The sequence below is a fragment of the Micromonospora sp. RB23 genome, assembly GCF_053585025.1.
On record NZ_CM132111.1, the window covers coordinates 6,415,931 to 6,436,842 of the forward strand.

The window sequence follows — 20,912 nt, forward strand, 5'->3', positions numbered from 1 at the left end:
CACGTCGACCCGCACGGCGAAGGCGCGCACGGCGAGACCGGCAGGCGGACCGCCACGCGAGAGCGCACAACCGACCGGTCGCGGCACGAGTTCCCTGTGCCCGGCCGGTCGACCGTGCGTTCCGGATACCCTCGCTGGAGGCATCGTCGTAGCTGCGGAAGGAGGGGAAGTCGCGTGGCGCGCAGCCGCAGGGTGACGGTCAGCACCGACGTCCGGGGACACACCGCCGGTTGGGCGGAGACGGACCTCGCAGCGCTCACCCCGCCGGCACCGGACCCGACCGCCGCCGCCTTCTTCGACGTCGACAACACGATGATGCAGGGCGCGTCGATCTACTGGTTCGCCCGGGGGCTCGCCGCCCGGAACTACTTCACGACGGCCGACCTGGCCCGCTTCGCCTGGCAGCAGCTCCGGTTCCGGCTGCTCGCCCGGGAACACGCGGGCGACATGTCCCAGGCGAAGGAGGCCGCGCTGGCCTTCGTCGAGGGATGGCGGGTCGACGACGTGGAACGCCTGGCGGAGGAGATCTTCGACGAGCTGATGGCCCCCCGGATCTGGGCCGGTACCCGCCAGCTCGCCCAACGCCATCTGGACGCCGGCCAACGCGTGTGGCTGGTCAGCGCCGCCCCGGTGGAGATCGGACGGGTGATCGCCGCCCGGCTCGGCCTCACGGGCGCGATCGGCACGGTGGCCGAGGTACGGGACGGGGCGTACACCGGGCGGTTGGTGGGTGACCTCATGCACGGGTCGGCGAAGGCCGAGGCGGTCACCCAGCTCGCCGCCGTGGAAGGGCTGGACCTGACCCGCTGCGCGGCGTACAGCGACTCGGCCAACGACCTGCCGCTGCTCTCCGCGGTGGGCCGGGCCGTGGCGGTCAACCCGGACGGCACCCTGCTGCGGCAGGCCCGCCAGCGCGGCTGGGAGGTACGGGACTTCCGTACCGGCCGTCGAGCGGTCAAGATCGCCGTACCGTCGACGGCGGCGGCCGGTCTCGTCGCCGGCGCGGTGACCGCCGGCCTGGCCCTCCAGCGTCGCCGCCGCACCGACTGAGGGTCAGGGACCGAACGGATCGGGCCGCCGTTCCAGCAGCGTGTGCAGGGTCTGCTGGATGGTCTCCCGCACCTGGTCGGCGAGGTTGAAGACGACCAGCGGGTCGTCCGCCGAGTCGGTCAGGTGGGCGGTGGGGATCGGCGGGCAGAACTCGATCAGCCACTTGCTGGGCAGCGGCACCATTCCCAGCGGCCCGAGCCACGGGAAGGTCGGCGTCACCGGGAAGTACGGCAGCTTGAGCAGACGCGCGAGGGGCTTGATGTCGGCGAGCATCGGATAGATCTCCTCGCCCCCGACGATGGCGACCGGGACGATCGGGGTGCCGGTGCGCAGCGCCGCCGAGACGAAGCCACCCCGGCCGAACCGTTGCAGCTTGTACCGGTCGGCGTAGAGCTTGCCGATGCCCTTGAACCCCTCGGGGAACACGCCGACCAGGTCCCCGCCGCCGAGCAGCCGCTCGGCATCCGGGTTGCAGGCCACCGTGCCGCCGGTCTTGCGCGCGATCTCCGACACCACCGGCATCCGGAACACCAGGTCGGCGCCGAGCAGGCGCAGGTAGCGGTGGGCCGGGTGCTTGTCGTGCAGGGCCGTCGACAGGATCAACGCGTCCAGCGCCACGGTGCCCGAGTGGTTGCCGACCACCAGGGCGGGCCCTTCGACGGGTACGTGCTCCACCCCGCTGACCTCGGTGCGGAACCAGTCCCGGTAGAGCAGCCGCAGCAACGGGTGGAAGACCGCGTCGGTCAACTCCGGGTCGAAACCGAACTCGTCGACCTCGTAGTCCCCGGCCAACCGTCGACGCAGGAACGCCAGCCCGTTGGCGACCCTGCGGTCCCACTGGTCCCCCGGCCGATCCGCCACGGCCGGCGCGGTGCCACCGCCGGAAGCCGGCGCGGTGCCACCGCCGGAAGCCGGCGCGTTCCCGCTGGCCGGCTCGCCGGTGGCCGTGGCGTCGACCTCGTCGCCGGCCGTACCCGCCGGACCGTCGGTCGGCGTGTCCACCTCGTCGCCGGCCGTCGCGGCGGGCGCGAGCCGGGCCGCCGGGCGGTGGCCGTTGCGCCGCGCCGGCTCCGCGTCCGGCACGGGCGGAACCGACGGTACGTCGAACCGCCCGATCCCCTGCGGTTCCTGCCCGGTCATGACGTCCGCTCCCGAACCGCGGCACGGACCTGCCGGATGCCGTCCAGGACCACCTGTTCGGCGGCGGCCAACTGACCCCGGCTGAGCACCGCCTTACCGTGGTGGGCGCGGATGAAGTCCTCGAACGCCTCGGCGGTGGAGCGCGGCGTGAAGCCGTACTCCTGCTCGAGGCGCGTGGTGTCGACGACCCGGCCGTGTACGAAGAGATCGACCTGGTCGAGGCCGTAGCGGCCGATCCCCATGGAGCGAGCCAGCGCCGCGGCGCCGGAGAGACCCGGTTCGAACACCGGTACGGCCACCCGGCCGGCGCGGCGGATCGCCTGGGACAGCGACAGCACACCCGGGCCGGCGACGTTGTAGGTGCCCGGGTGGTCTTCCACGATCGACCGGTGCAGCACCTCCAACGCGTCGTCGAAGTGCAGGAACTGGAGCCGGGGATCGCGGCCGAACACGGTCGGCACGAACGGCTGCGCGAAGTAGCGCGTCAGGGTCGTGTCGGCGGTCGAACCGATGAACGGGGCGAAGCGCAGCACCGTCGCGGTCACGTCGGCCCGACGGCGGCGGAAACCTCGGACGTACCCCTCGACGTCGAGGATGTCGCGGCCGAAACCGCCGCGCGGCACCTCACGCGGCTCGGTCTCCTCGGTGAACACCGCCGGATCGCGGAACGACACCCCGTACGCGGCGGTCGACGACCGGACCACGAGCTTGCGCAGGCGGGGCGCCCGCTGGCAGGCGGCGAGGAGCTGCATGGTGCCGATGACGTTCTGGTCTTTCATGGCCGACCGGCCACCGTGCTGCGGGTCGGGAGAGCTGACCAGCGCCAGGTGGACCACCGCGTCGACGTCCAGGTCGGCGAGGAGACCCCCGAGCGAACCCGGATCGACGCGGATCCGCTCCACCCGGTCCAGCAGATCGGTGAACTCGGCGGCCGGTTCCGGCGCGTCCACGCCGATGACCCGTTCGATACGCGGGTCGGCGGCCAGTCGGGCCGCCACGTGGGCGCCCAGGTAACGACCGACCCCGGTCACGACGACGACCCCCGGAGCACCTGGGGTGCTACCGGGGGTCATCGCACGCACCTACGCCGACAGGCGGGATCGAGCCGGGACGACCACGGCCTGATCACCTGAGCCTCCGGGAGTCGACAGTTTGGCAAGTGACGCTGGTGCCGGGCTGGGCCCGGCGGCGGTCACTTGCCGAGACGGCGACGCTGGACGCGGGTCTTGCGCAGCAGCTTGCGGTGCTTCTTCTTAGCCATGCGCTTACGGCGCTTCTTGACCACCGAGCCCATACGACAGCCTTTCGATACAACGTGCGGGGCGGACCGGATGACACCACGCAGGTGGCGACGGAGACCGCATGCGGACAACGGACCGGACCAGTCTGGGCGGCGGGGCGCACCGGCGGGGTCTCGGTCGCGCTCCAGGGTAGCGGGAGAGCGTCAGCAGGACCAACGCGCCCCCGTCCATCACGCCCAGCGGGCGCTCGATCGGCCGTACGGTGGCTCAGGCGGTTTCCTGAAAAGCGCCCCGCAGATATTCGTGCACCGCGTGCTCGGGCACCCGGAACGACCGGCCCACCCGGACCGCGGTCAGCTCACCGCTGTGCACGAGGCGATAGACCGTCATCTTCGACACCCGCATGACCGTCGCCACCTCCGCGACGGTCAGGAACTTGACCTCCGACAGCCGTCCGTCGGACTGCGACCCGGCCATGGCTCACCGACCCATCCCATGCCCGGCGCGTGCCAACCCGACGGATGCTCCGGGCCGGGCGGCGACGCGCGTGTTACCAGTACGGTAGCGGGGCGGCTGTGACCGGCGCGATCCCTTCGTACAACTGATCATGTTTCGGTGGCCGGTTCACCCGTTCCGGCCGGCCGTTATCCCCCCGGCTGCGTCCGTCGTCCGTTTGTTCACTCGGCGCGCAGCGCCACCACCGGGTCGAGCCGGCCGGCGCGCTGCGCGGGGACCACGCCGAAGACGATCCCCACCGCCGCCGACACACCGAAGGCCAGCGCCAACGACCACCACGTGATCGCGGCGGGGATCGGTGACAACGCGTCCACCAGCAGGGCGGTCCCCACACCCAGCGCCATCCCGGTCAGCCCGCCGATGGTGGTGAGCAGCACCGCCTCCAGCAGGAACTGCACGCCGATGTCGCGGGGCCGCGCGCCGACGGCCTTGCGCAGCCCGATCTCCCTGGTCCGCTCGCGGACGCTGACCAGCATGATGTTGGAGACGCCGACGCCGCCGACGAGCAGCGAGATGCCGGCGATGGCGGCGAGCACACCGGTGAGGACGCCGAGGATGTCGCCGAGCACACCGAGGATCTGCTGCTGTGTGACCGCGCTGAACTCGGTGTCCGGGTGCCGGCGGTTCAGCTCCGCGACGATGCGTTCACCCAGCTCGTCGATCCGTTCCCGGTCAGGCGCCTTGACCGCGATGCCGTCCACCCGCTGGGTGCCCCAGAGGCGCTGCGCGGCGGTCACCGGCACGTGCACCTCGTCGTCCCGGTCGACGCCGAGGCTCTGCCCGAGGGGCGCGAACACGCCGATGACCCGGAACCGCACGCCGGCGAGCGTGACCTGTTGACCGAGGGGATCGCGGTCGGGGAACAACGCGCGGGCCACCGAGTCGCCGAGCACCGCGACCCGCCGGCTGGTGTCCACGTCCGTGCCGGTGAGGTAGCGGCCCCGGGCCAGCGTCCGGGTGAACACCGTCGGCGTGGTCTCCAGCACGCCCTGGACGGTGGTGAAGTCGGAGCGCGCGCCGGCCCGTGCGGTCGCCCCGGAGGCGACGGTGACCGCGACCCGCTGGGGATCGCCGACGACGCGGGAGACCGCGTCGGCGTCCTTGAGCGTCAACGGCGAGACCACCGGCGCGTTGCCCACCTCGATCTTGCCGGGGACCACCAGCAGCAGGTTGGAGCCGAGCCCTTCGACCTGCTGCTCCACCTTCTGTTTGGTGCCGGTGCCGATGGCGACCAGCAACACCACCGACGCGACACCGATGATCACGCCGAGCATGGTGAGCGAACTGCGCAGTCGGTTGGCGCGCAACGCGTCCAGCGCGACCCGCCACGCCTCCGCGACCCTCACGCCGTACCGTCCCCGGGCTCGGTTGTGTCTGCTCGCGCGGGGCGCGGGCCGGGCTCGCGCACATCGGCCGTCGCTCGGCGCGGGCCGGGCTCGCGCACATCGGCCGTCGCTCGGCGCGGGCCGGGCTCGCGCACATCGGCCGTCGCTCGGCGCGGGCCGGGCTCGCGCACCTCGGCTTCCGTGTGAGGTGGACCAGGGTCCTGCGGAAGGCGTCCGGTGGCTCCGGCGGCGCCACCGGAGCCACCGGACGGGTGCCCCGGGCCGTTTCCGGACACGGACCGGGGCTCCGCGCTGGGAGCGGGCACCAGTGTCTCAGGTCGATTGTGATCACCGGACGGCGGTCGATCATGAAGGTCGCCGGCGCTGTCCGCCACCACCACACCGTCGCGCATGGCGATCCGGCGCGCGGCCCGCGCCGCCACCTCCTGGTCGTGGGTGACCATCACCAACGCCACCCCGGACTCCGCGTTCAGCCGCTCCAACAGTTCCAGGACCGCCGCGCCGGTCACACTGTCCAGGTTGCCGGTCGGCTCGTCGGCCAGCAGCACCGTCGGCTCGGTGACCAGCGCGCGGGCGATGGCGACCCGCTGCTGCTCACCACCGGACATCTGGTTGGGCCGGTGGTCGAGCCGGTGCCCGAGACCGACCCGGCCCAGCATCGCCGCCGCCCGCTCCCGTCGCTGCCGGGCCGACACCCCCCGATAGACGAGCGGCAACGCGACGTTCTCCACCGCCGACGTACGCGGCAGCAGGTGGAACGCCTGGAAGACGAAGCCGATCGTCTCGTTGCGCAGGGTGGCCATCTCCGGCGGGGAGAGGGTGTTGACGTCCCGCCCGCCGATCACCAACCGGCCACCGGTCGGCCGGTCCAGGCCGCCCAGCAGGTGCATGAGCGTGGACTTGCCGGAACCGGACGGCCCGACCAGCGCCACGTAGTCCCCCGGCTGCACGGTCAACGACACCCCGCGCAGCGCCTCGACCGACACCCCGTCAAGCTGGTAGGTGCGCGACACGTCCACCGCCTCGATGGCCGGCGGGGTGTCGCTCACCGCACCTCCTGGCCGTCGCGCACCTGGTCGGTGCCGCGCACCACGATCCGGTCGCCGGCCTGGACGCCGTTGAGGATCTGCACCAGGTCGGACCCCTGGACGCCCACGGTCACCGGCGCCCGGTCCGCCTTACCGTCGCGGACCACCCAGACGGCGTCCCGACCGTCGGCGGTGAAGACGGCCGAGGCGGGGACGGTCACCGCGTCGGCCGCCTCACGCACGCGCAGGTGCACGATCGCGTTCATGCCGGGGCGGGGCGTGGGAGCCGGCTCGTCCTCGGCCAGCTTGCCCGCGCCCAGGGCGAGGCGTACCCGGTAGGTGACCCCGCCCTGGGCCGAGCTGGTGGGAAGCACGTCCACCGAGCGGACCGTGGCGTCGTAGCTGGCGCCGGTCACCGCGTCCAGCTCGACGGTGGCCGTCACGCCGGGCTTGACCAGCAGCACGTCGGTCTCGTCCACGTCGGCGAGCAGCCCGAGCTGCCCGGTGTCCACGATGGTCAGCACCGGCGTACCGGCGGTGACCTGACCGCCGACCACGACGGCGTCGTCGACCCCGGCCGGCGGGCCGGCCTGGGCGGGAGACAGGGCGGACGGGTCGAGACCGGCCCCACCGGCCTGCTCCAACAGCCCCGCCAGACCGGCGTTCGCGCCACCGCCGGCCCGGGTACCGCCCGGCTGCACCACTCCCGGGATCGGGGCGCGCAGGGTCAGCGCGTCGACGGTCGCCTTCGCCAGGTCGTACGCCTGCTGGGCCTGGAGCCGTTGTGCCGCGGACAGCGAACCGACGGCGGAGTTCAACCCGCTGATCCCCCGCTGCACGGCGCGGACGGCCGCGTCGGCGCTGCGCGCGGCGGCGGCGTACTGCCGCTGGGCGGACGTCACCTGCGCCAGCAACGCATCCCGCAACTGCTGGTCGGCGATCTTCTCGGCGGCCTTGCGGGCGGCGTCGAACGCCTCGTCGGCGGCCTTGTCGGTGCTGCGCCGACTGCTGGTCAGGTTGCCGGTGGAGACACCCCGACCGGCGCGCTTGGCCGCGTCCAGCGCTTCCTTCGCCTGGCGCAGGCGAGACTGGGCCGACGGGGACGCGACCACCGCGAGCACCTGACCGCGCTTCACCCGCTGTCCAGGCTGGACACGCAGGCTGGCCAGGGTGCCGTCGGCGGGCGCGGTGAGGCTGGCGGCAGCGCGGGCCGTCACCGTCGCCGGCGCGTCGATCACCTCGCTGACCGGATTGCGGGCGGCCGAGGCGAGCGCGACCGGCGGTTGATCGTCACCGCAGGAGGCGGCGGTGGTGGCGGTGAGGACGGCGACGGCGGTCAGGGCGATGAGCAGGCGGGGCCGCGTGGCGCTTGCGGGCCTCGGCAGGTCGGGGCGGCGCACCCATCGATGGTACGGCGCACCGTCACGCGGCCGTGGCGCGGACGTACGCCACGCACTCGTCGTGCAGCGTCGACCAGTCCTCGTCGAACGCCTCGTCGGCGGCGGCGGCGAGCGTCGCGCGGTCGTGCACGACGGCCTTGAAGAAGGTCAGCAGCCGCTCCGGCCCGAACCGGTCGACGAGGTGGCGGACGGCGAGGTAGCCGACGCCGTAGCTGCCGCCCACCCGTTCGGCGGGTGCGTCGTCGGCCGGGGTGACGCCCTCCAACCGGCCGTCCCAACCACCCCGGACGAGCTTGCGCACCTCCGCGAGCCCCTCGTACCGGTCGACCGGCTGACCGCCCGAACCTGCGAACTCGGCCAGCCCCTCGACCAGCCACCAGGTCGTCTTTCCGGGGTAGCCACGCTCGGGCAGTGAGGCGGCGTGGGTCAGCTCGTGCCGGAGCAGGTCGTCGGCGCCACTGCTGGGGAGCCCGTCGGCGTTGAGCACCACCTCGTGGTGGCCACCGCCGACGGTCACCGCGTATCCGCCGGTCCACTGTGGCCGCCCGCCGCCGTACCAGCGCTGCCACTCCGTACGGCCGGCGTAGAAGATCCGGTAGCGGTCCGGGGGCGAGCCCGCCGCGACGTACGTGTCGGCGACCTTGGCCGCCGCCTCGGCCTGGGTCAGCAGGGCCGGCAGCTTGCCGCGCAGCGCCGGAGTGGTGGCGACGATGGTCCGCGCGCCGACCGCCACGACCAGGTCGCTGATCTCCCAGGGCCGGGTGCCGGTCTCGACGGACTTGGACTCCTCGACGGCGACCAGTCGGGGCGTGTCACCGTTCTCCCGCCAGCGGGTGCCGATCAGCACGGGGCTCGGTCGGCAGTCGGCCGCGACGAAGCAGTACTGGAAGCGCACCAGCAGCCGCCACTCCCCCGGTCTGCCGACGACCGGCGTGGGCAGGCCGCTCGGCTCGGCCCGCCAGACGGTCACCTTGAGGGCCCGCAGGGCGCCGAAGCGACGACGCAGGTCGGCGTGTGCGGACGGGTCGGCGATGGCGAGGAAGGCGGCGCGATCGCCGCCGAGCAGCGCCGTGGACTGGCGCCGGAGCTGCGCGGTCATCCGGTCGGACAGCCCTCGCGCGACGGCGGTGGCCGGGTCGTCGGTGGCGATGGCGCCGGCCCGGCTGAGCGTGGCCCGGCCGTTGGCCTCACGGATGGCCCCGATCACCAGCATCGCCGGAAGGCCGCAGCCCAGCAGCAGGACGACAACGACGAGTACGGTCCACAGCGGCCAGAGCCGCCGCGGTGCTGGCTGCTGCACCCCGTCAGTCACCCGCCGAAGGGTACGACCAATCGGCGAATCGGGCGAGGCCGACCCGGCCCGATCGGCCGGGTCAGGCCCCGCGAGCCGGCCACGAGCGGAACGCGGTGTCCAGCCCGGCGACCAACTGGTGGTACGACCGCTCGACCTCGCGCGGTAGACCGAAGCCGCCGGCTGCCTCCAGGGCGACGAACCCGTGCAGGGCGCTGCGCAGGGCGCGGGTCGCGTCCACCGCGTCGTCGCCGGTGAGCCCGTAGCCGCGGAGCACCGCGAAGATGGCGCCGACCGCGCGTTCGCCCGCCTCGACGTGCTCCGGGTCGGACGGGTCGGGCACCCGCTGGGTGGTCGGGTAGCGCCCGGGGTGCCGGCGGGCGTACGCCCGGTAGGCGTCGGCCATGGCGCGCAGGGCGTCGCCGCCGGCCCGCCCGACGGCGGCCGTGGTCAGCTCGGTGGCCAGCTCGGCGGTGGCGAGCGCGGAGAGCTTCTGACTCAGCGCGTCGGCCCCGCGGATGTGCTTGTAGAGGCTGGGCAGCGCGACGCCGAGCCGGCTGGCGAGCGCGGCGAGGGTGAGCTGTTCGTAACCGACCTCGTCGGCGAGGCGGGCGGCCTCGCGCACCACGGTCTGCTGGTTGAGCCCCGCCCTAGGCACCGGCACACACCCGGCTAGCTTCCATAGCTCAAAAGCTAACGCTGCTAGCCGGGCGCGTCAAGCGACTGTCACTTCTTGGAGATCAGAGCACGGCCGAAGAAGACCATGTTCGCGGGGCGCTCGGCGAGCCGACGCATCAGGTAGCCGTACCACTCGTCGCCGTACGGGACGTAGGTGCGCACCGTGTAGCCCTCGCCCGCCAGCCGGGCCTGCTCCTCGGGACGGATGCCGTAGAGCATCTGGAACTCGAAGCGCTCCGGCCCCCGGTCGAACCAGCGGGCCCGGTCCTCGCCGATCGAGATCATCCGCGGGTCGTGCGTCGCCAGCATCGGGTAGCCGTCGCCGGACATCAGGATGTTCATGCAGCGGACGTAGGACTTGTCCACCTCGCGGGCCGACTGGTAGGCCACCGACTCCGGCTCCTTGTAGGCGCCCTTGCACAGACGCACCCGCGACCCGGCCGAGGACAGCTCCCGGCAGTCCGACTCGGTCCGCCGCAGGTACGCCTGGAGCACCGCGCCGGTCGACGGGAAGTCCTTGCGCAGCTTCGCCAGCACCTCGAGCGTCGAGTCGGTGGTGGTGTGGTCCTCCATGTCCAGGGTGACCGTGGTGCCGGCCTTGTCGGCGGCCGTGCAGATCGCACGCGCGTTGTCGTACGCCAACTGCTCGTCGAACATCTGGCCCAGCGCGGAGAGCTTCACGCTCACCTCGGCGGCGGGGGTGAGCCCCGCTCCGGAGAGCATCGACAGCAGCTTCAGGTACTCGTCCCGGGTGGCCGTGGCCTGCTCGGGAGTGACGGTGTCCTCGCCCAGGTGGTCGAGGGTGACGGCCAGACCGTCGTCGACGAGCCCGCGGGTCGCGCGCAACGCGTCGTCGGTGGCGGCGCCGGCGACGAACCGGCGGACGACGTCCCGGGTGTACGGGGCAGTCGCGACGAGCCGCTCGACCTGGGATGACCGGGAGGCGGCGAGGATGACGGAACGGAGCATGAGCCGAGCGTATCGCCCCTGCCAGGCCCCCCGCCCGGCGGCGGCTGGGGCTGCGGCGTTGGCGTGGATCGGCTACAACGATGCCGTGGACCAAAGCCCCCGCCGCCGGCTCCGGTCGGCCTCCGTGCAACTCGGCGCGCTCACCGCTCTCGCGCTCGCCCTCTCCGGCTGCAACATGACCTCCGACGACGACGATGACGACTGCGCTCTCGGGCCGGTCGGTGGCGGCGACACGGTCGCGCTGGCGATGCGGGTGTCCGCCCCCACCGCGGGGCGGACCGGCGGTGAGCCGACGACCGCCGCCCTGCCCGAGCGCGGCGGGTTCGGCACCCACCTCGCGTCCTGCGGCGGCTGACGTGCGCCGCGAGTCCGTGACTCCCCGGCCCGACTGGGACGCCACGATCCGGGCGCAGGGGCTGGTCTACGTCGACACCGAACTGCCCGACGGCGGCGTCATGTCGTACTGGGACGAGACCGCCGCGTACGCCTTCGACCTCGACGAGGTGCTGCGGCTGGAGGACGCCACCGAGGAGCTGCACCGGATGTGCGTGGCCGCCGCCGAGCGCGTGGTGGCGCAGCGCCGGTACGCCGAGTTCGGCATCCCGGAGTGGGCCACCGACGCGGTGGCGCGGTCCCTGCGCGAGGCGCCGCCCAGCCTCTACGGACGCTTCGACCTGGCGTACGACGGCACCTGGCCGCCGAAGATGCTGGAGTACAACGCGGACACCCCGACGGCGCTGGTCGAGGCGAGCATCATCCAGTGGTACTGGCTGGAGCAGACCCGCCCCGACCTGGACCAGTGGAACAGCCTGCACGAGCGGCTGGTCGGCGCGTGGGCCAAGATCGGCGCCGGACTGCACGACCCCCGGGTGCACGTGCTCTGGTCGAACGAGGAGGAGTCGGGCGAGGACCACATGACCGCCGGCTACCTCGCCGAGACCGCCCGGCAGGCCGGCCTGGACGTCGAGCTGCAACCCATCCAGGAGATCGGTTGGGACGGCCGGCGCTTCGTCGACGCCGCCGACCGCCCGGTGACCACCTGCTTCAAGCTCTACCCGTGGGAGTGGATGCTCGCCGAGCCGTACGGGCCGCCCGCGCTGGCCCCGGGCACCCCGACCACGTGGATCGAGCCGGCCTGGAAGCTGCTGCTGTCCAACAAGGCGTTGCTGGCGATCCTCTGGGAGCTGTACCCCGGTCACGAGTACCTGCTGCCGGCGTACCTGGACTCGCCGCGCGGCATGCCCGAGTACGTTGCCAAGCCCCTGCTCGGCCGGGAGGGCGGCTCGGTACGCATCGTCACCGCGGGCGAGGAGATCACCAACCCGGGGATCTACGGCGACGAGGGGTGGTGCTACCAGGAGTTCCGGGCTCTGCCGCAGTTCGACGGCAACCGGACGGTGTTGGGTAGCTGGATCGTGGACGGCGAGTCGGCCGGACTGGGGGTCCGCGAGAGCGCCAGTCTGATCACCGACGGCTACGCGCGGTTCCTGCCGCACTACATCGACGCGCCGCGCACCCCGTGAGTCGTCTACCGTTGGGGTGTGAACTTCGACGCGTACGCCCGGACCGGCGTTGACCTGGTCAACGCCCGCCTGGACGACCTCGACGACCTGCGGGCCCTCTTCCCCGACGACAACGCCTGGATGCGCGACGAGGTCGCCGACCGGGACGTCGCGATCTTCCGGCGGGCTCAGAAGCGGTTGCGCGACGTCTTCGAGTACGGCACCTCGGGCCGCGACGCCCAGGCGGTGAACGAGCTGAACGCGCTGCTGGAGGCGTTCCCCGTCCAGCCGCGCATCTCCGGGCACGACTCCAGCGACTGGCACATGCACGTGACCAGCCGTGGCGCGTCGGTCAGCGCCGAATACCTGGCCGGCGCGGTCTGGGGGCTGTCCGTGTGGCTCTGCGAGTACGGCAGCGCCCGCTTCGGGGTCTGCGCCGACGAGCGGTGCGGCAACGTCTACCTGGACACGTCCTCGAACTGCTGCCGACGGTTCTGCTCCGAGCGCTGCGCCACCCGCTCGCACGTGGCGGCGCACCGGGCGCGCAAGCGGGCCGCGGTCGGCGAGCAGGCGACGGTCGCCGCGCAGCCGACCTCGACCGTCGAATCGCTGACCCCAGTCAGCTGACCCCGGCGGCCGGCGTCAGACGTCGACCGGTGACGGCGCGGTGAGGTGCTCGCGGGCGAATTCGAGCGCGGTCCGCAGGTCGGCCTCGCGCACCGCGCGGCTCTTCGCGCCCCGGGTCGCCACCTCGACGGCCACCGCGCCGGTGAAACCCCGGCCGGCCAGCGAGGAGAGCAGCTCCCCGCAGGGCTGGGTGCCGCGCCCGGGCACCAGGTGTTCGTCGCGGCCCTCGCCGGTGCCGTCGCCCAGGTGCACGTGGGCAAGCCCCGCGCCCATCCGGTCGGCCATCGCGAGGGGGTCGCTGTGCGAGGCCGCGCAGTGTGAAAGATCCAGGGTGTACGACGGGTAGCCGGTGTCGGTGGGGTCCCAGCCGGGGACGTACGGGACGAACTGCCGGCCGGCCATGCGTACCGGGTACATGTTCTCCACCGCGAAGCGGAGCCCGGAGAACCGCTCCTCGACTCTGGCCAGCCCCTCGGCGAACCCGCGTGCGTAGTCGCGCTGCCAGGTGAACGGCGGATGCACCACCACCGTCGGCGCCCCGAGCGTCTCGGCCAGCTCGGCCGCCCTGCGCAGCCGCTGCCACGGGTCCGGGCTCCACACCCGCTGCGTGACCAGCAGGCAGGGCGCGTGCACCGAGAGGACCGGAACGCCGTAGTGCGTCGACAGGCCGCGCAACGCGCCCGCGTCCTGGCTGACGACGTCGGTCCAGACCATCACCTCGACGCCGTCGTAGCCGAGAGCCGCGGCCAGTTGGAACGCCGCAGCCGTCGGCTCGGGAAAGACCGACGAGCTGGACAGGAGCACGGGGACTCGGGACGTCACACCAGCCAGCGTAGCCCGGCTGTCACGGGGTCATCAGGACGAGCACCGGCAAACCCGTCGCCGCCGGGGACCGGTCACATCGGTTCGAGTTGATCGAGCCGACGGAGGATGACCCCCTCCCGCAGGGCCCACGGGCAGATGTCCAACGCATCCAGGTCGAGCCGGCGCATCGCCGCCTCGGCGACCACCGCGCCCGCCAACAGTTGGTGTGCCCGGCCCGCGCCGACGCCCTCCAACTCCATCAACTGGGCGGGCGTCATGTGCCGGATGAAGCCGATGATCTGCCGCAGACCGGCACGGGTCAGCCTGCGGTGCACCCAGAGGCCGGCGCCGGACGGCGCCGCGCCGGCCAGTCGCGCCAGGGTGCGGAAGGTCTTCGAGGTGGCCGCCACCCGGTCCCAGCCCACCTCGGTCATCTCATCGACCACCTTGTCCAGGCGGCCGTCGACGTACTCCCGCAGCGCGTCGACAGCCTCGGCGGACGGCGGCGTCACGCTGGCCGGGTCGACCTGTAGCCGCTCGCGGGTGAGTCGCCCGGCGCCGAGCGGCAACGAGACCGCGACATCCGGGTCCTCGTCGATCCCGGCGGCGATCTCCAGGGAGCCGCCACCGATGTCGAGCACCAGCAGACGGCCCGCCGACCAGCCGAACCAGCGTCGCACCGCCAGGAACGTCATCCGTGCCTCGTCCGCGCCGGAGAGCACCTCGAGGCGTACGCCGGTCTCGTCGCGGACCCGGGCGAGCACGTCGGCCGCGTTCGTGGCGTCGCGGACCGCGGAGGTGGCGAACGCGATGAGGTCGTCGGCCTCCAGCCGGGTGGCCGCCGCCCTGGCCATGCCGACCGCCTTGACCAGGCTGTCCGCACCCGCCTCGGTCAACGCCCCGTCCGGGCCGATCTGCTCGGCGAGACGCAGGACGACCTTCTCCGAGTGCGCCGGCCAGGGGTGCGCGCCGTGATGCGCGTCGACCACCAGCAGGTGCACCGTGTTGGATCCGACGTCGAGGACACCCAGTCGCATGGTGAAGACCCTAGGCGCAACACGTTCGTGCGGCTCGCCGGCCTGCGGACGGCACCACGCGTACGCTGGTCCGGGTGACGATGGAGCTTCGCGTGCTGGTGGACGACCCGGGCGACCCGCGCAGCCGTGAGGTGCCGCTGGACTTTCCCCGGGAGTGGATCGAGTTCGCCGACCCGGCGGACGAGACCCACCTGATCCGGGCCGACCTGACCTGGCTGCTCTCCCGCTGGACCTGCATCTTCGGCCGGGGCTGCCACGGCATCATCGCCGGCCGGGCTGCCGACGGCTGCTGCTCGCACGGGGCGTTCTTCACGGACTCGGACGACGAGAAGCGGGTCCGCCGTGCCGTCAAGCTGCTCACGCCGTCGACCTGGCAGCACTTCCAGCGCGGGTTCAAGAACTGGACCGACGAGGACACGATCGACGGCAAGAACCCGGCCCGCCGCACCGCCACCCAGGGCGCCGACGGGCCGTGCGTCTTCCTCAACGACGCCGACTTCGTCGGTGGCGGTGGCTGCGCACTGCACGCCCAGGCGCTGCGCGACGGTGTGCACCCGCTCGAATACAAGCCGGACGTCTGCTGGCAGCTCCCCATCCGGCGTGACCAGGACTGGGTGAAACGTCCGGACAACACCAAGGTGTTGGTGTCCACCCTGTCCGAGTTCGACCGGCGGGGCTGGGGCGCCGGTGGGCACGACCTGGACTGGTGGTGCACCTCGTCGACCGACGCGCACGTCGGGGCCGAGCCGATGTACCTGTCGTACGGCCCGGAGCTGACCGCACTGATCGGCGCCGCCGCGTACGAGCGGCTGGCCGAGCTGTGCGCGGCGCGGGTGCGGCAGGGCCTGGTCGCCCCCCACCCCGCCGACGATCTCTAGCCGGCCCTGGGGGGCGCCTGTTTCGACCGCCCGGGTCAGTCGAGGGCGGCGTCGACGACGGTGCGGGCGCTCTGCCGGGCCGCCTCGGCGATCGCCGGATCGCCGTCCAGCACGCCGCCGGCGAGCCCACCGTCGATCAGCAGGGTGAGCTGCCGGCCGAGCAGCTCCGGGTCCGCCGCGCCGGCCTTGCGGGCCAGCTCGGTCACCCACGCCCGGACGACGGTCTTGTGCTCGACCGTCCGGGCGTGCACCGGACCGCCGGCGGGCGACTCGGCCGCCGTGTTGATGAACGCGCAGCCGTGGTAGCCGTCCCGGCGACAGGCGCTGGTGAGGGCGTCGAACATCCCGACGAGCTGGTCGCGCGGCTCGTCACCGGCATCGCGGGCCGCCGCCCGTAGCGCGCCGAACCAGGCCTGGTCGACCCGGTCCAGGTATGCCAGCACCAGGTCGTCCTTGCGCGGGAAGTGCTTGTAGAGCGTCGCCTTGGCCACGCCCGACTCGGCGATGACCGTGTCCACCCCCACGCCGCGTGGCCCGTGCGCGTAGAACAGTCGGAACGCGGTGTCCAGGATCCGGTCCCGGGCCGAGCCGGCCGGCGTGCGGTGCGCGGGCATCGGTACTCCCTCGTCGTTGCTGGTGGCGGGCACGATTTTACAGACAGCTCTGTCTGCGGCCGCATCCGCACGCTCGTCGAGGAGCGGCGGGGGGTACGCGTCGGAGATGCCTTTGGAGCTGAATCGTTTGCGTCATCAGTGGATGACTCGTTTACGGCATCAGCTCCAAAGGCGCCGCAGGAGAGTCCCCACCCTGGCCCGGGCGTCGCGCCAGTCGTGCCGGGGTGTTCGCATCAGGGACAGCAGATAGACAGACCTGTCTGTTAGTCTGCGAGCAAGCGGCGCGAGGCCACCGCGCCCGAGTGGAGGATCGATCGACATGCGCATCGCAGTTCTCGGCACCGGCTCGGTGGGACAGGCCATCGCGGCCCGTACGGCGGAGCTGGGCCACCAGGTCACCATCGGGACCCGGGATGTCGCGGCCACCCGGGCCGGCGCGTACGCCGCCTGGGCCGCCGAGCACCCCGGGGTCGGCCTGGAGACCATGGCCGCGGCGGCGGCCGAGGCGGAGCTGGTCGTCAACGCCACCAGTGGCACCGGGTCCCTGCCGGCACTCACCGCGGCCGGCGCGGCGAACCTGGCGGGCAAGGTCCTGCTCGACATCGCCAACCCGCTCGACTTCGGCGCGGGCTTCCCGCCCACGCTGACCGTGGACGACAGCGAGTCCCTGGCCGAGCGGATCCAACGGGAGTTCCCGGAGGCCAAGGTCGTCAAGTCACTCAACACGCTCACCGCCGAGCTGATGGTGCGTCCGCGCCAACTGGCCGACGGCGACCACAGCGTCTTCGTCTCCGGCGACGACGCCGAGGCGAAGCGGATCGTCACCGGCCTGCTCGTCAGCTTCGGGCACACCGACGTGATCGACCTCGGTGACCTCTCCACCGCCCGGGGCACCGAGATGCTGATGCCCCTCTGGCTGCGGCTCTACGGCCGGCTCGACACCGCGCTCTTCAACGTAAAGGTCGTCCGCTGAGCGGACGCCGACAGCCCGAAGGGGGTCCACGCCCGGCGTGGACCCCCTTCGGATCGGTCGATCACGGCTCGAACTTGTAGCCCAGACCCCGCACGGTGACGATGAACCGCGGCGCCGACGGCTCCGGCTCGATCTTGGAACGCAACCGCTTGACGTGCACGTCCAGCGTCTTGGTGTCACCGACGTAGTCGGCACCCCAGACCCGGTCGATGAGCTGGCCACGGGTCAGCACCCGGCCCGCGTTCCGGAGCAGCAGTTCCAGCAGCTCGAACTCCTTGAGCGGCAGCTGCACGGCTCCGCCCTCGACGGTCACGACGTGCCGCTCGATGTCCATCCGCACCGGGCCGGCGGCCAGGGTCGGAGCGCCCGCCTCGGCGACCTCCGGGCTCTGCCGTCGCAGCACCGCCCGGATGCGGGCGACCAACTCCCGGGGCGAGTACGGCTTGGTGACGTAGTCGTCGGCACCGATCTCCAGGCCGACCACCTTGTCGATCTCGCTGTCCCTCGCGGTGACCATGATGATCGGCACCGCCGAGCGCTGCCGGAGCTGCCGGCACACCTCGGTCCCCGACATCTCGGGCAACATCAGGTCGAGCAGCACGATGTCGGCGCCGGTCCGGTCGAACTCGGTGAGGGCGTCGGTTCCGGTCGCGGCGACCGATACCTCGAAGCCCTCCTTACGGAGCATGTACGACAGGGCGTCGGAGAACGACTCCTCGTCCTCGACCACCAGAACGCGGCTCAACGGGGATTTCCTTTCCATTGCTGTCAGACCTGCCGTAGCTCGGCCGGACCGGCCTCGATCCCAACCGGCGGCAGTGTCGCCAGGAGGTCGTCCGGTGGGCTGGCGGGCAACCGGAGGGTGAACGTCGACCCACCGCCAAGAGTGCTCGACACCTCCACCCGACCGCCATGGTTGCTCGCGATGTGTTTCACGATGGCCAGGCCGAGCCCGGTGCCACCGGTGGCGCGTGAGCGGGCCTGGTCGGCCCGGTAGAACCGCTCGAAGATCCGGTCCACGTCCGTGGGGGCGATACCGATGCCCTGGTCGGCGACCGCGATCTCGACGTGCTCGCTGTCACCGCGGAGGGTGACCCGCACCGTGGTGTCCTCGCCCGAGTAGTTGATGGCGTTCTCGACCAGGTTCGCCACGGCCGTGGCGAGCTGACTGTCGCTGCCGTAGGCGGTGAGACCACGTGCGCCGTCGACCGTCACCTCGACGCCCCGAGCGGAAGCCGTGGTCCGCGTGCGATCGACCACCTCGGCGATCACCCAGTCGAGCGCGACCGGCTCCGGCGGCGGCTGCGGCTCGGCGCCCTGGAGCCGGGTCAGCTCCAGCAGCTCCTGCACCAGCCGGCCGAGCCGGGTGGACTCGTGCTGGATCCGTTCGGCGAAGCGACGGGCGGCGACCAGGTCCTCGGAGAGGTCGGGCGCCGCGGCGTCGGCCGGCTCGGTGGCGTCCAGCAACGCCTCGGCGAGCAGTTGCAGCGCCCCGATCGGGGTCTTCAGCTCGTGGCTGACGTTCGCCACGAAGTCGCGCCGGACCCGGGTCAGCCGGTGCGACTCGGTCACGTCGACGGCCTCGACGGCGATGAAGCCGTTCCCGATACCCATGGCCCGCAGGTGCACGCCCAGCGGATTCTCCCCCGCGCTGTCGCGGCCGCGGGGCAGGTCCAGCTCGATCTCGCGCCGCACGCCGGTGCGCCGCACCTGGCCCGCGAGGGTACGGATCAACGGGTGCGCGGCGATCGAACCCGGTGTGCTGCCGGTGCGCAGGAGGCCCATCGCGCGGGCGGCCGGATTGATCAGGACGGGGACGTCGTCGTCGTCCAGTACCACGACACCGGCCCGGAGCGAGTCGATCGTCCGACGGCCGAGGCCGGCCTGCTGCAAGTCGGCTATCGCGGGCCTCCCCCTGCTCCAGCGGGAGCTCGCGCTACCCGTCGACGTGGAGCTGCCGCGCGCCGGCAGGAACCGGGGCAGCACGAGACCGGCGACCAGTCCGGTCGCCAACGCCACGGCCACCACGACCGCCACCGCCCACTCCACCCGGCGATCGTAGGGTCATTGTTAACCTGGCTACCACACAGAACGGGACGAACCACCCTCACTTCTGTAAGTGTTCACCCCCACGTCTGGCGTCGTTCACCGTGGTTCATCCGGGGTCCGTCAACGCCCCCTACCGTTGGCGTCGCACCTGCTCAACCCCTGCGCCGACACCCGTCGGCGGCGACCGACCACAGGACGTGATGATGCGCGACGAGTTCCGGGCCGACCTTCAGATCGTCAGCCAACTGCTGGTGGACATGGCGGAGGGCATCCGCGCCGCCATGCGCCAGGCCACCCGGGCCCTGCTCACCGCCGACCGGCAGGCCGCCGAGACGGTCATCGAGCGGGACGCCGAGATCGACGACCTCTACCGGCACGTCGAGGAGCGGGTGTGTGACCTGCTCGCCCGACAGGCGCCGGTCGCCTCCGACCTCCGGGCGATGATCACCGCGCTGCACGTGGCAGCGGATCTGGAGCGGATGGGCGACCTCGCCGAGCACGTGGCGAAGACCGCGCTGCGCCGGCACCCCTCCCCCGCCGTACCGGCCGAGCTGCGGACGGTCTTCACCGAGATGTCCGACATCGCCGACCGGATGGCCGCGAAGATCGGATCCGTGCTGGCGAAGCCCGACGTGGACCTCGCCGCCGAGCTGGACCGCGACGACGACGCCATGGACGAGCTGCACAAGAGCCTGTTCGCGGTGCTGCTCGGCGACGACTGGCCGTACGGGGTGGAGACCGCGATCGACGCCACCCTGCTGGGCCGCTTTTACGAGCGTTTCGCCGACCACGCGGTGAACGCCGGCGAGCACGTCATCTACCTGATCACCGGGGAGAGCAGCCCGACCGGCAACTGACCAGGCGTACGAGAAAGGGGGCCCCGCCGGCGCGGGGCCCTCTTTTCTGCGACGCTCAGCGGCCCTGGTTGGCGACCGCGGCGGCGGCTTCCTTCGCTGCCGTCGGGTCGAGGTAGGTACCGCCCAGGGTGAGCGGGCGCAGCTGCGGGTCCAGGTCGTAGCGCAGCGGGATGCCGGTCGGGATGTTCAGCTTGGCGATCGCCTCGTCGGAGATCTGGTCGAGGTGCTTCACCAGAGCGCGCAGCGAGTTGCCGTGCGCGGCCACCAGCACCGTCCGGCCGGCCAGGATGTCGGGCACGATCGAGTCGTACCAGTAGGGGAGCATCCGCTCCACGACGTCCTTGAGGCACTCGGTACGCGGCATCAGCTCGGTCGGCAGCAGCGCGTACCGCGGGTCGCCCACCTGCGACCACTCGTCGTCGTCAGCGATGGGCGGCGGCGGGGTGTCGTACGAGCGCCGCCAGAGCATGAACTGCTCCTCGCCGTACTCGTCAAGGGTCTGCTTCTTGTTCTTGCCCTGTAGGGCGCCGTAGTGGCGCTCGTTGAGCCGCCACGACCGGCGCACGGCGATCCAGTGCCGGTCGGCGGCGTTGAGCGCCAGCTCGGCGGTGCGGATCGCCCGGCGCATCACGCTGGTGTGGACGACGTCCGGCAGCAGGCTGTGCTCGCGCAGCAGCTCGCCGCCGCGCCGTGCCTCGCCCTCGCCCTTCTCGGTCAGGTCGACGTCCACCCAGCCGGTGAAGAGGTTCTTGGCGTTCCAGTCACTCTCGCCGTGCCGCAGCAGGACCAGCGTCCCGACGGTGGGCCCCTCGCTCGCAGTCATGCGGATCATCCTGCCTCAACCGGGTTGCGGACACGCGGGCACCCGTGGTGACGACCACCACGTGAAAAAGCGGGTGACCTGCGAATCCG

22 protein-coding genes and 1 pseudogene are annotated in these 20,912 nt (G+C 72.4%); 7 read left to right on the forward strand and 16 right to left on the reverse strand.

Annotation, left to right across the window (positions count from 1 at the left end):
* The first annotated feature begins 174 nt into the window (after positions 1 to 174).
* Positions 175 to 1,050 (forward strand): HAD family hydrolase, encoded by an 876-nt coding sequence (locus ACTFTM_RS29265; protein ID WP_449563543.1) that lies wholly within the window; start codon positions 175 to 177, stop codon positions 1,048 to 1,050.
* 3 nt (positions 1,051 to 1,053) lie between these two features.
* On the opposite strand, the gene ACTFTM_RS29270 is transcribed toward ACTFTM_RS29265, so the two are convergent.
* The 10 genes and pseudogenes from ACTFTM_RS29270 to ACTFTM_RS29315 form a co-directional block, all read right to left on the reverse strand.
* Positions 1,054 to 1,911 carry a lysophospholipid acyltransferase family protein gene (locus ACTFTM_RS29270; protein ID WP_449566764.1) on the reverse strand — a complete coding sequence of 286 codons (858 nt, stop codon included), beginning with the start codon at positions 1,909 to 1,911 and terminating at the stop codon, positions 1,054 to 1,056.
* 275 nt (positions 1,912 to 2,186) lie between these two features.
* Positions 2,187 to 3,263 carry an NAD-dependent epimerase/dehydratase family protein gene (locus ACTFTM_RS29275; RefSeq protein ID WP_449563544.1) on the reverse strand — a complete coding sequence of 359 codons (1,077 nt, stop codon included), beginning with the start codon at positions 3,261 to 3,263 and terminating at the stop codon, positions 2,187 to 2,189.
* Between the two features lie 119 nt (positions 3,264 to 3,382).
* Positions 3,383 to 3,484 carry a 30S ribosomal protein bS22 gene (locus ACTFTM_RS29280; protein ID WP_007465623.1) on the reverse strand — a complete coding sequence of 34 codons (102 nt, stop codon included), beginning with the start codon at positions 3,482 to 3,484 and terminating at the stop codon, positions 3,383 to 3,385.
* 214 nt (positions 3,485 to 3,698) lie between these two features.
* Entirely contained in the window at positions 3,699 to 3,908 is a 210-nt protein-coding gene (locus ACTFTM_RS29285; RefSeq protein ID WP_007465625.1) for a helix-turn-helix domain-containing protein, read from the reverse strand.
* Positions 3,909 to 4,108: 200 nt separating this feature from the next.
* Complete coding sequence (locus ACTFTM_RS29290; protein ID WP_449563545.1) at positions 4,109 to 5,293, reverse strand: ABC transporter permease; 1,185 nt, start codon at positions 5,291 to 5,293, stop codon at positions 4,109 to 4,111.
* A gap of 209 nt (positions 5,294 to 5,502) precedes the next feature.
* Positions 5,503 to 6,342 (reverse strand): annotated as a pseudogene (locus ACTFTM_RS29295) (ABC transporter ATP-binding protein); the annotation flags it as partial.
* Positions 6,339 to 7,721, reverse strand: coding sequence for an efflux RND transporter periplasmic adaptor subunit (locus tag ACTFTM_RS29300; protein WP_449563546.1), 1,383 nt, complete (start codon positions 7,719 to 7,721; stop codon positions 6,339 to 6,341). The pseudogene ACTFTM_RS29295 and the gene ACTFTM_RS29300, both read right to left, overlap by 4 nt.
* 22 nt (positions 7,722 to 7,743) lie before the next feature.
* Positions 7,744 to 9,033, reverse strand: a complete 1,290-nt coding sequence (locus tag ACTFTM_RS29305) for a hypothetical protein (RefSeq protein ID WP_449563547.1) — start codon at positions 9,031 to 9,033, stop codon at positions 7,744 to 7,746.
* 61 nt (positions 9,034 to 9,094) lie between these two features.
* Positions 9,095 to 9,670, reverse strand: a complete 576-nt coding sequence (locus ACTFTM_RS29310; protein WP_449563548.1) for a TetR/AcrR family transcriptional regulator — start codon at positions 9,668 to 9,670, stop codon at positions 9,095 to 9,097.
* A gap of 68 nt (positions 9,671 to 9,738) precedes the next feature.
* Positions 9,739 to 10,659 (reverse strand): proline dehydrogenase family protein, encoded by a 921-nt coding sequence (locus tag ACTFTM_RS29315; protein ID WP_449563549.1) that lies wholly within the window; start codon positions 10,657 to 10,659, stop codon positions 9,739 to 9,741.
* An 85-nt stretch (positions 10,660 to 10,744) separates the two neighbouring features.
* Between ACTFTM_RS29315 and ACTFTM_RS29320 the strand changes: the two genes are divergently transcribed.
* The 3 genes from ACTFTM_RS29320 to ACTFTM_RS29330 are packed head-to-tail and all read left to right on the forward strand — an operon-like array spanning position 10,745 to position 12,788.
* A complete protein-coding gene (locus ACTFTM_RS29320; RefSeq protein WP_449563550.1) occupies positions 10,745 to 11,014 on the forward strand; it encodes a hypothetical protein in 270 nt (89 codons plus the stop codon).
* Position 11,015: 1 nt separating this feature from the next.
* Complete coding sequence (locus ACTFTM_RS29325) at positions 11,016 to 12,182, forward strand: glutathionylspermidine synthase family protein (protein WP_449563551.1); 1,167 nt, start codon at positions 11,016 to 11,018, stop codon at positions 12,180 to 12,182.
* An 18-nt stretch (positions 12,183 to 12,200) separates the two neighbouring features.
* The gene (locus ACTFTM_RS29330; protein WP_449563552.1) at positions 12,201 to 12,788 is read left to right on the forward strand and encodes a CGNR zinc finger domain-containing protein; all 588 of its coding nucleotides are present in this window, start codon (positions 12,201 to 12,203) and stop codon (positions 12,786 to 12,788) included.
* A gap of 15 nt (positions 12,789 to 12,803) precedes the next feature.
* Here ACTFTM_RS29330 and ACTFTM_RS29335 read toward each other — a convergent pair whose 3' ends face one another.
* Complete coding sequence (locus tag ACTFTM_RS29335; protein WP_449563553.1) at positions 12,804 to 13,610, reverse strand: sugar phosphate isomerase/epimerase family protein; 807 nt, start codon at positions 13,608 to 13,610, stop codon at positions 12,804 to 12,806.
* A gap of 74 nt (positions 13,611 to 13,684) precedes the next feature.
* Positions 13,685 to 14,629 (reverse strand): Ppx/GppA phosphatase family protein, encoded by a 945-nt coding sequence (locus ACTFTM_RS29340; protein ID WP_449563554.1) that lies wholly within the window; start codon positions 14,627 to 14,629, stop codon positions 13,685 to 13,687.
* A gap of 80 nt (positions 14,630 to 14,709) precedes the next feature.
* Between ACTFTM_RS29340 and ACTFTM_RS29345 the strand changes: the two genes are divergently transcribed.
* Positions 14,710 to 15,507 carry a hypothetical protein gene (locus tag ACTFTM_RS29345; protein ID WP_449566765.1) on the forward strand — a complete coding sequence of 266 codons (798 nt, stop codon included), beginning with the start codon at positions 14,710 to 14,712 and terminating at the stop codon, positions 15,505 to 15,507.
* Between the two features lie 35 nt (positions 15,508 to 15,542).
* Here the strand turns inward: ACTFTM_RS29345 and ACTFTM_RS29350 are convergent, their stop codons facing one another.
* Entirely contained in the window at positions 15,543 to 16,121 is a 579-nt protein-coding gene (locus ACTFTM_RS29350; protein ID WP_449563555.1) for a TetR/AcrR family transcriptional regulator, read from the reverse strand.
* A gap of 319 nt (positions 16,122 to 16,440) precedes the next feature.
* On the opposite strand from ACTFTM_RS29350, the gene ACTFTM_RS29355 reads away from it, so the two are divergent.
* Positions 16,441 to 17,094, forward strand: a complete 654-nt coding sequence (locus ACTFTM_RS29355; RefSeq protein WP_449563556.1) for an NADPH-dependent F420 reductase — start codon at positions 16,441 to 16,443, stop codon at positions 17,092 to 17,094.
* A 61-nt stretch (positions 17,095 to 17,155) separates the two neighbouring features.
* Here the strand turns inward: ACTFTM_RS29355 and ACTFTM_RS29360 are convergent, their stop codons facing one another.
* On the reverse strand, positions 17,156 to 17,839 hold the full coding sequence (locus ACTFTM_RS29360; RefSeq protein ID WP_039906992.1) for a response regulator transcription factor: 684 nt from the start codon (positions 17,837 to 17,839) through the stop codon (positions 17,156 to 17,158).
* Positions 17,840 to 17,862: 23 nt separating this feature from the next.
* Positions 17,863 to 19,143 (reverse strand): sensor histidine kinase, encoded by a 1,281-nt coding sequence (locus ACTFTM_RS29365; protein WP_449563557.1) that lies wholly within the window; start codon positions 19,141 to 19,143, stop codon positions 17,863 to 17,865.
* A gap of 203 nt (positions 19,144 to 19,346) precedes the next feature.
* Between ACTFTM_RS29365 and phoU the strand changes: the two genes are divergently transcribed.
* On the forward strand, positions 19,347 to 20,000 hold the full coding sequence (gene phoU / locus ACTFTM_RS29370) for a phosphate signaling complex protein PhoU (protein ID WP_449563558.1): 654 nt from the start codon (positions 19,347 to 19,349) through the stop codon (positions 19,998 to 20,000).
* Positions 20,001 to 20,055: 55 nt separating this feature from the next.
* Here the strand turns inward: phoU and ACTFTM_RS29375 are convergent, their stop codons facing one another.
* Positions 20,056 to 20,823 carry a phosphoglyceromutase gene (locus ACTFTM_RS29375; RefSeq protein ID WP_007465667.1) on the reverse strand — a complete coding sequence of 256 codons (768 nt, stop codon included), beginning with the start codon at positions 20,821 to 20,823 and terminating at the stop codon, positions 20,056 to 20,058.
* Positions 20,824 to 20,912 lie beyond the last annotated feature (89 nt).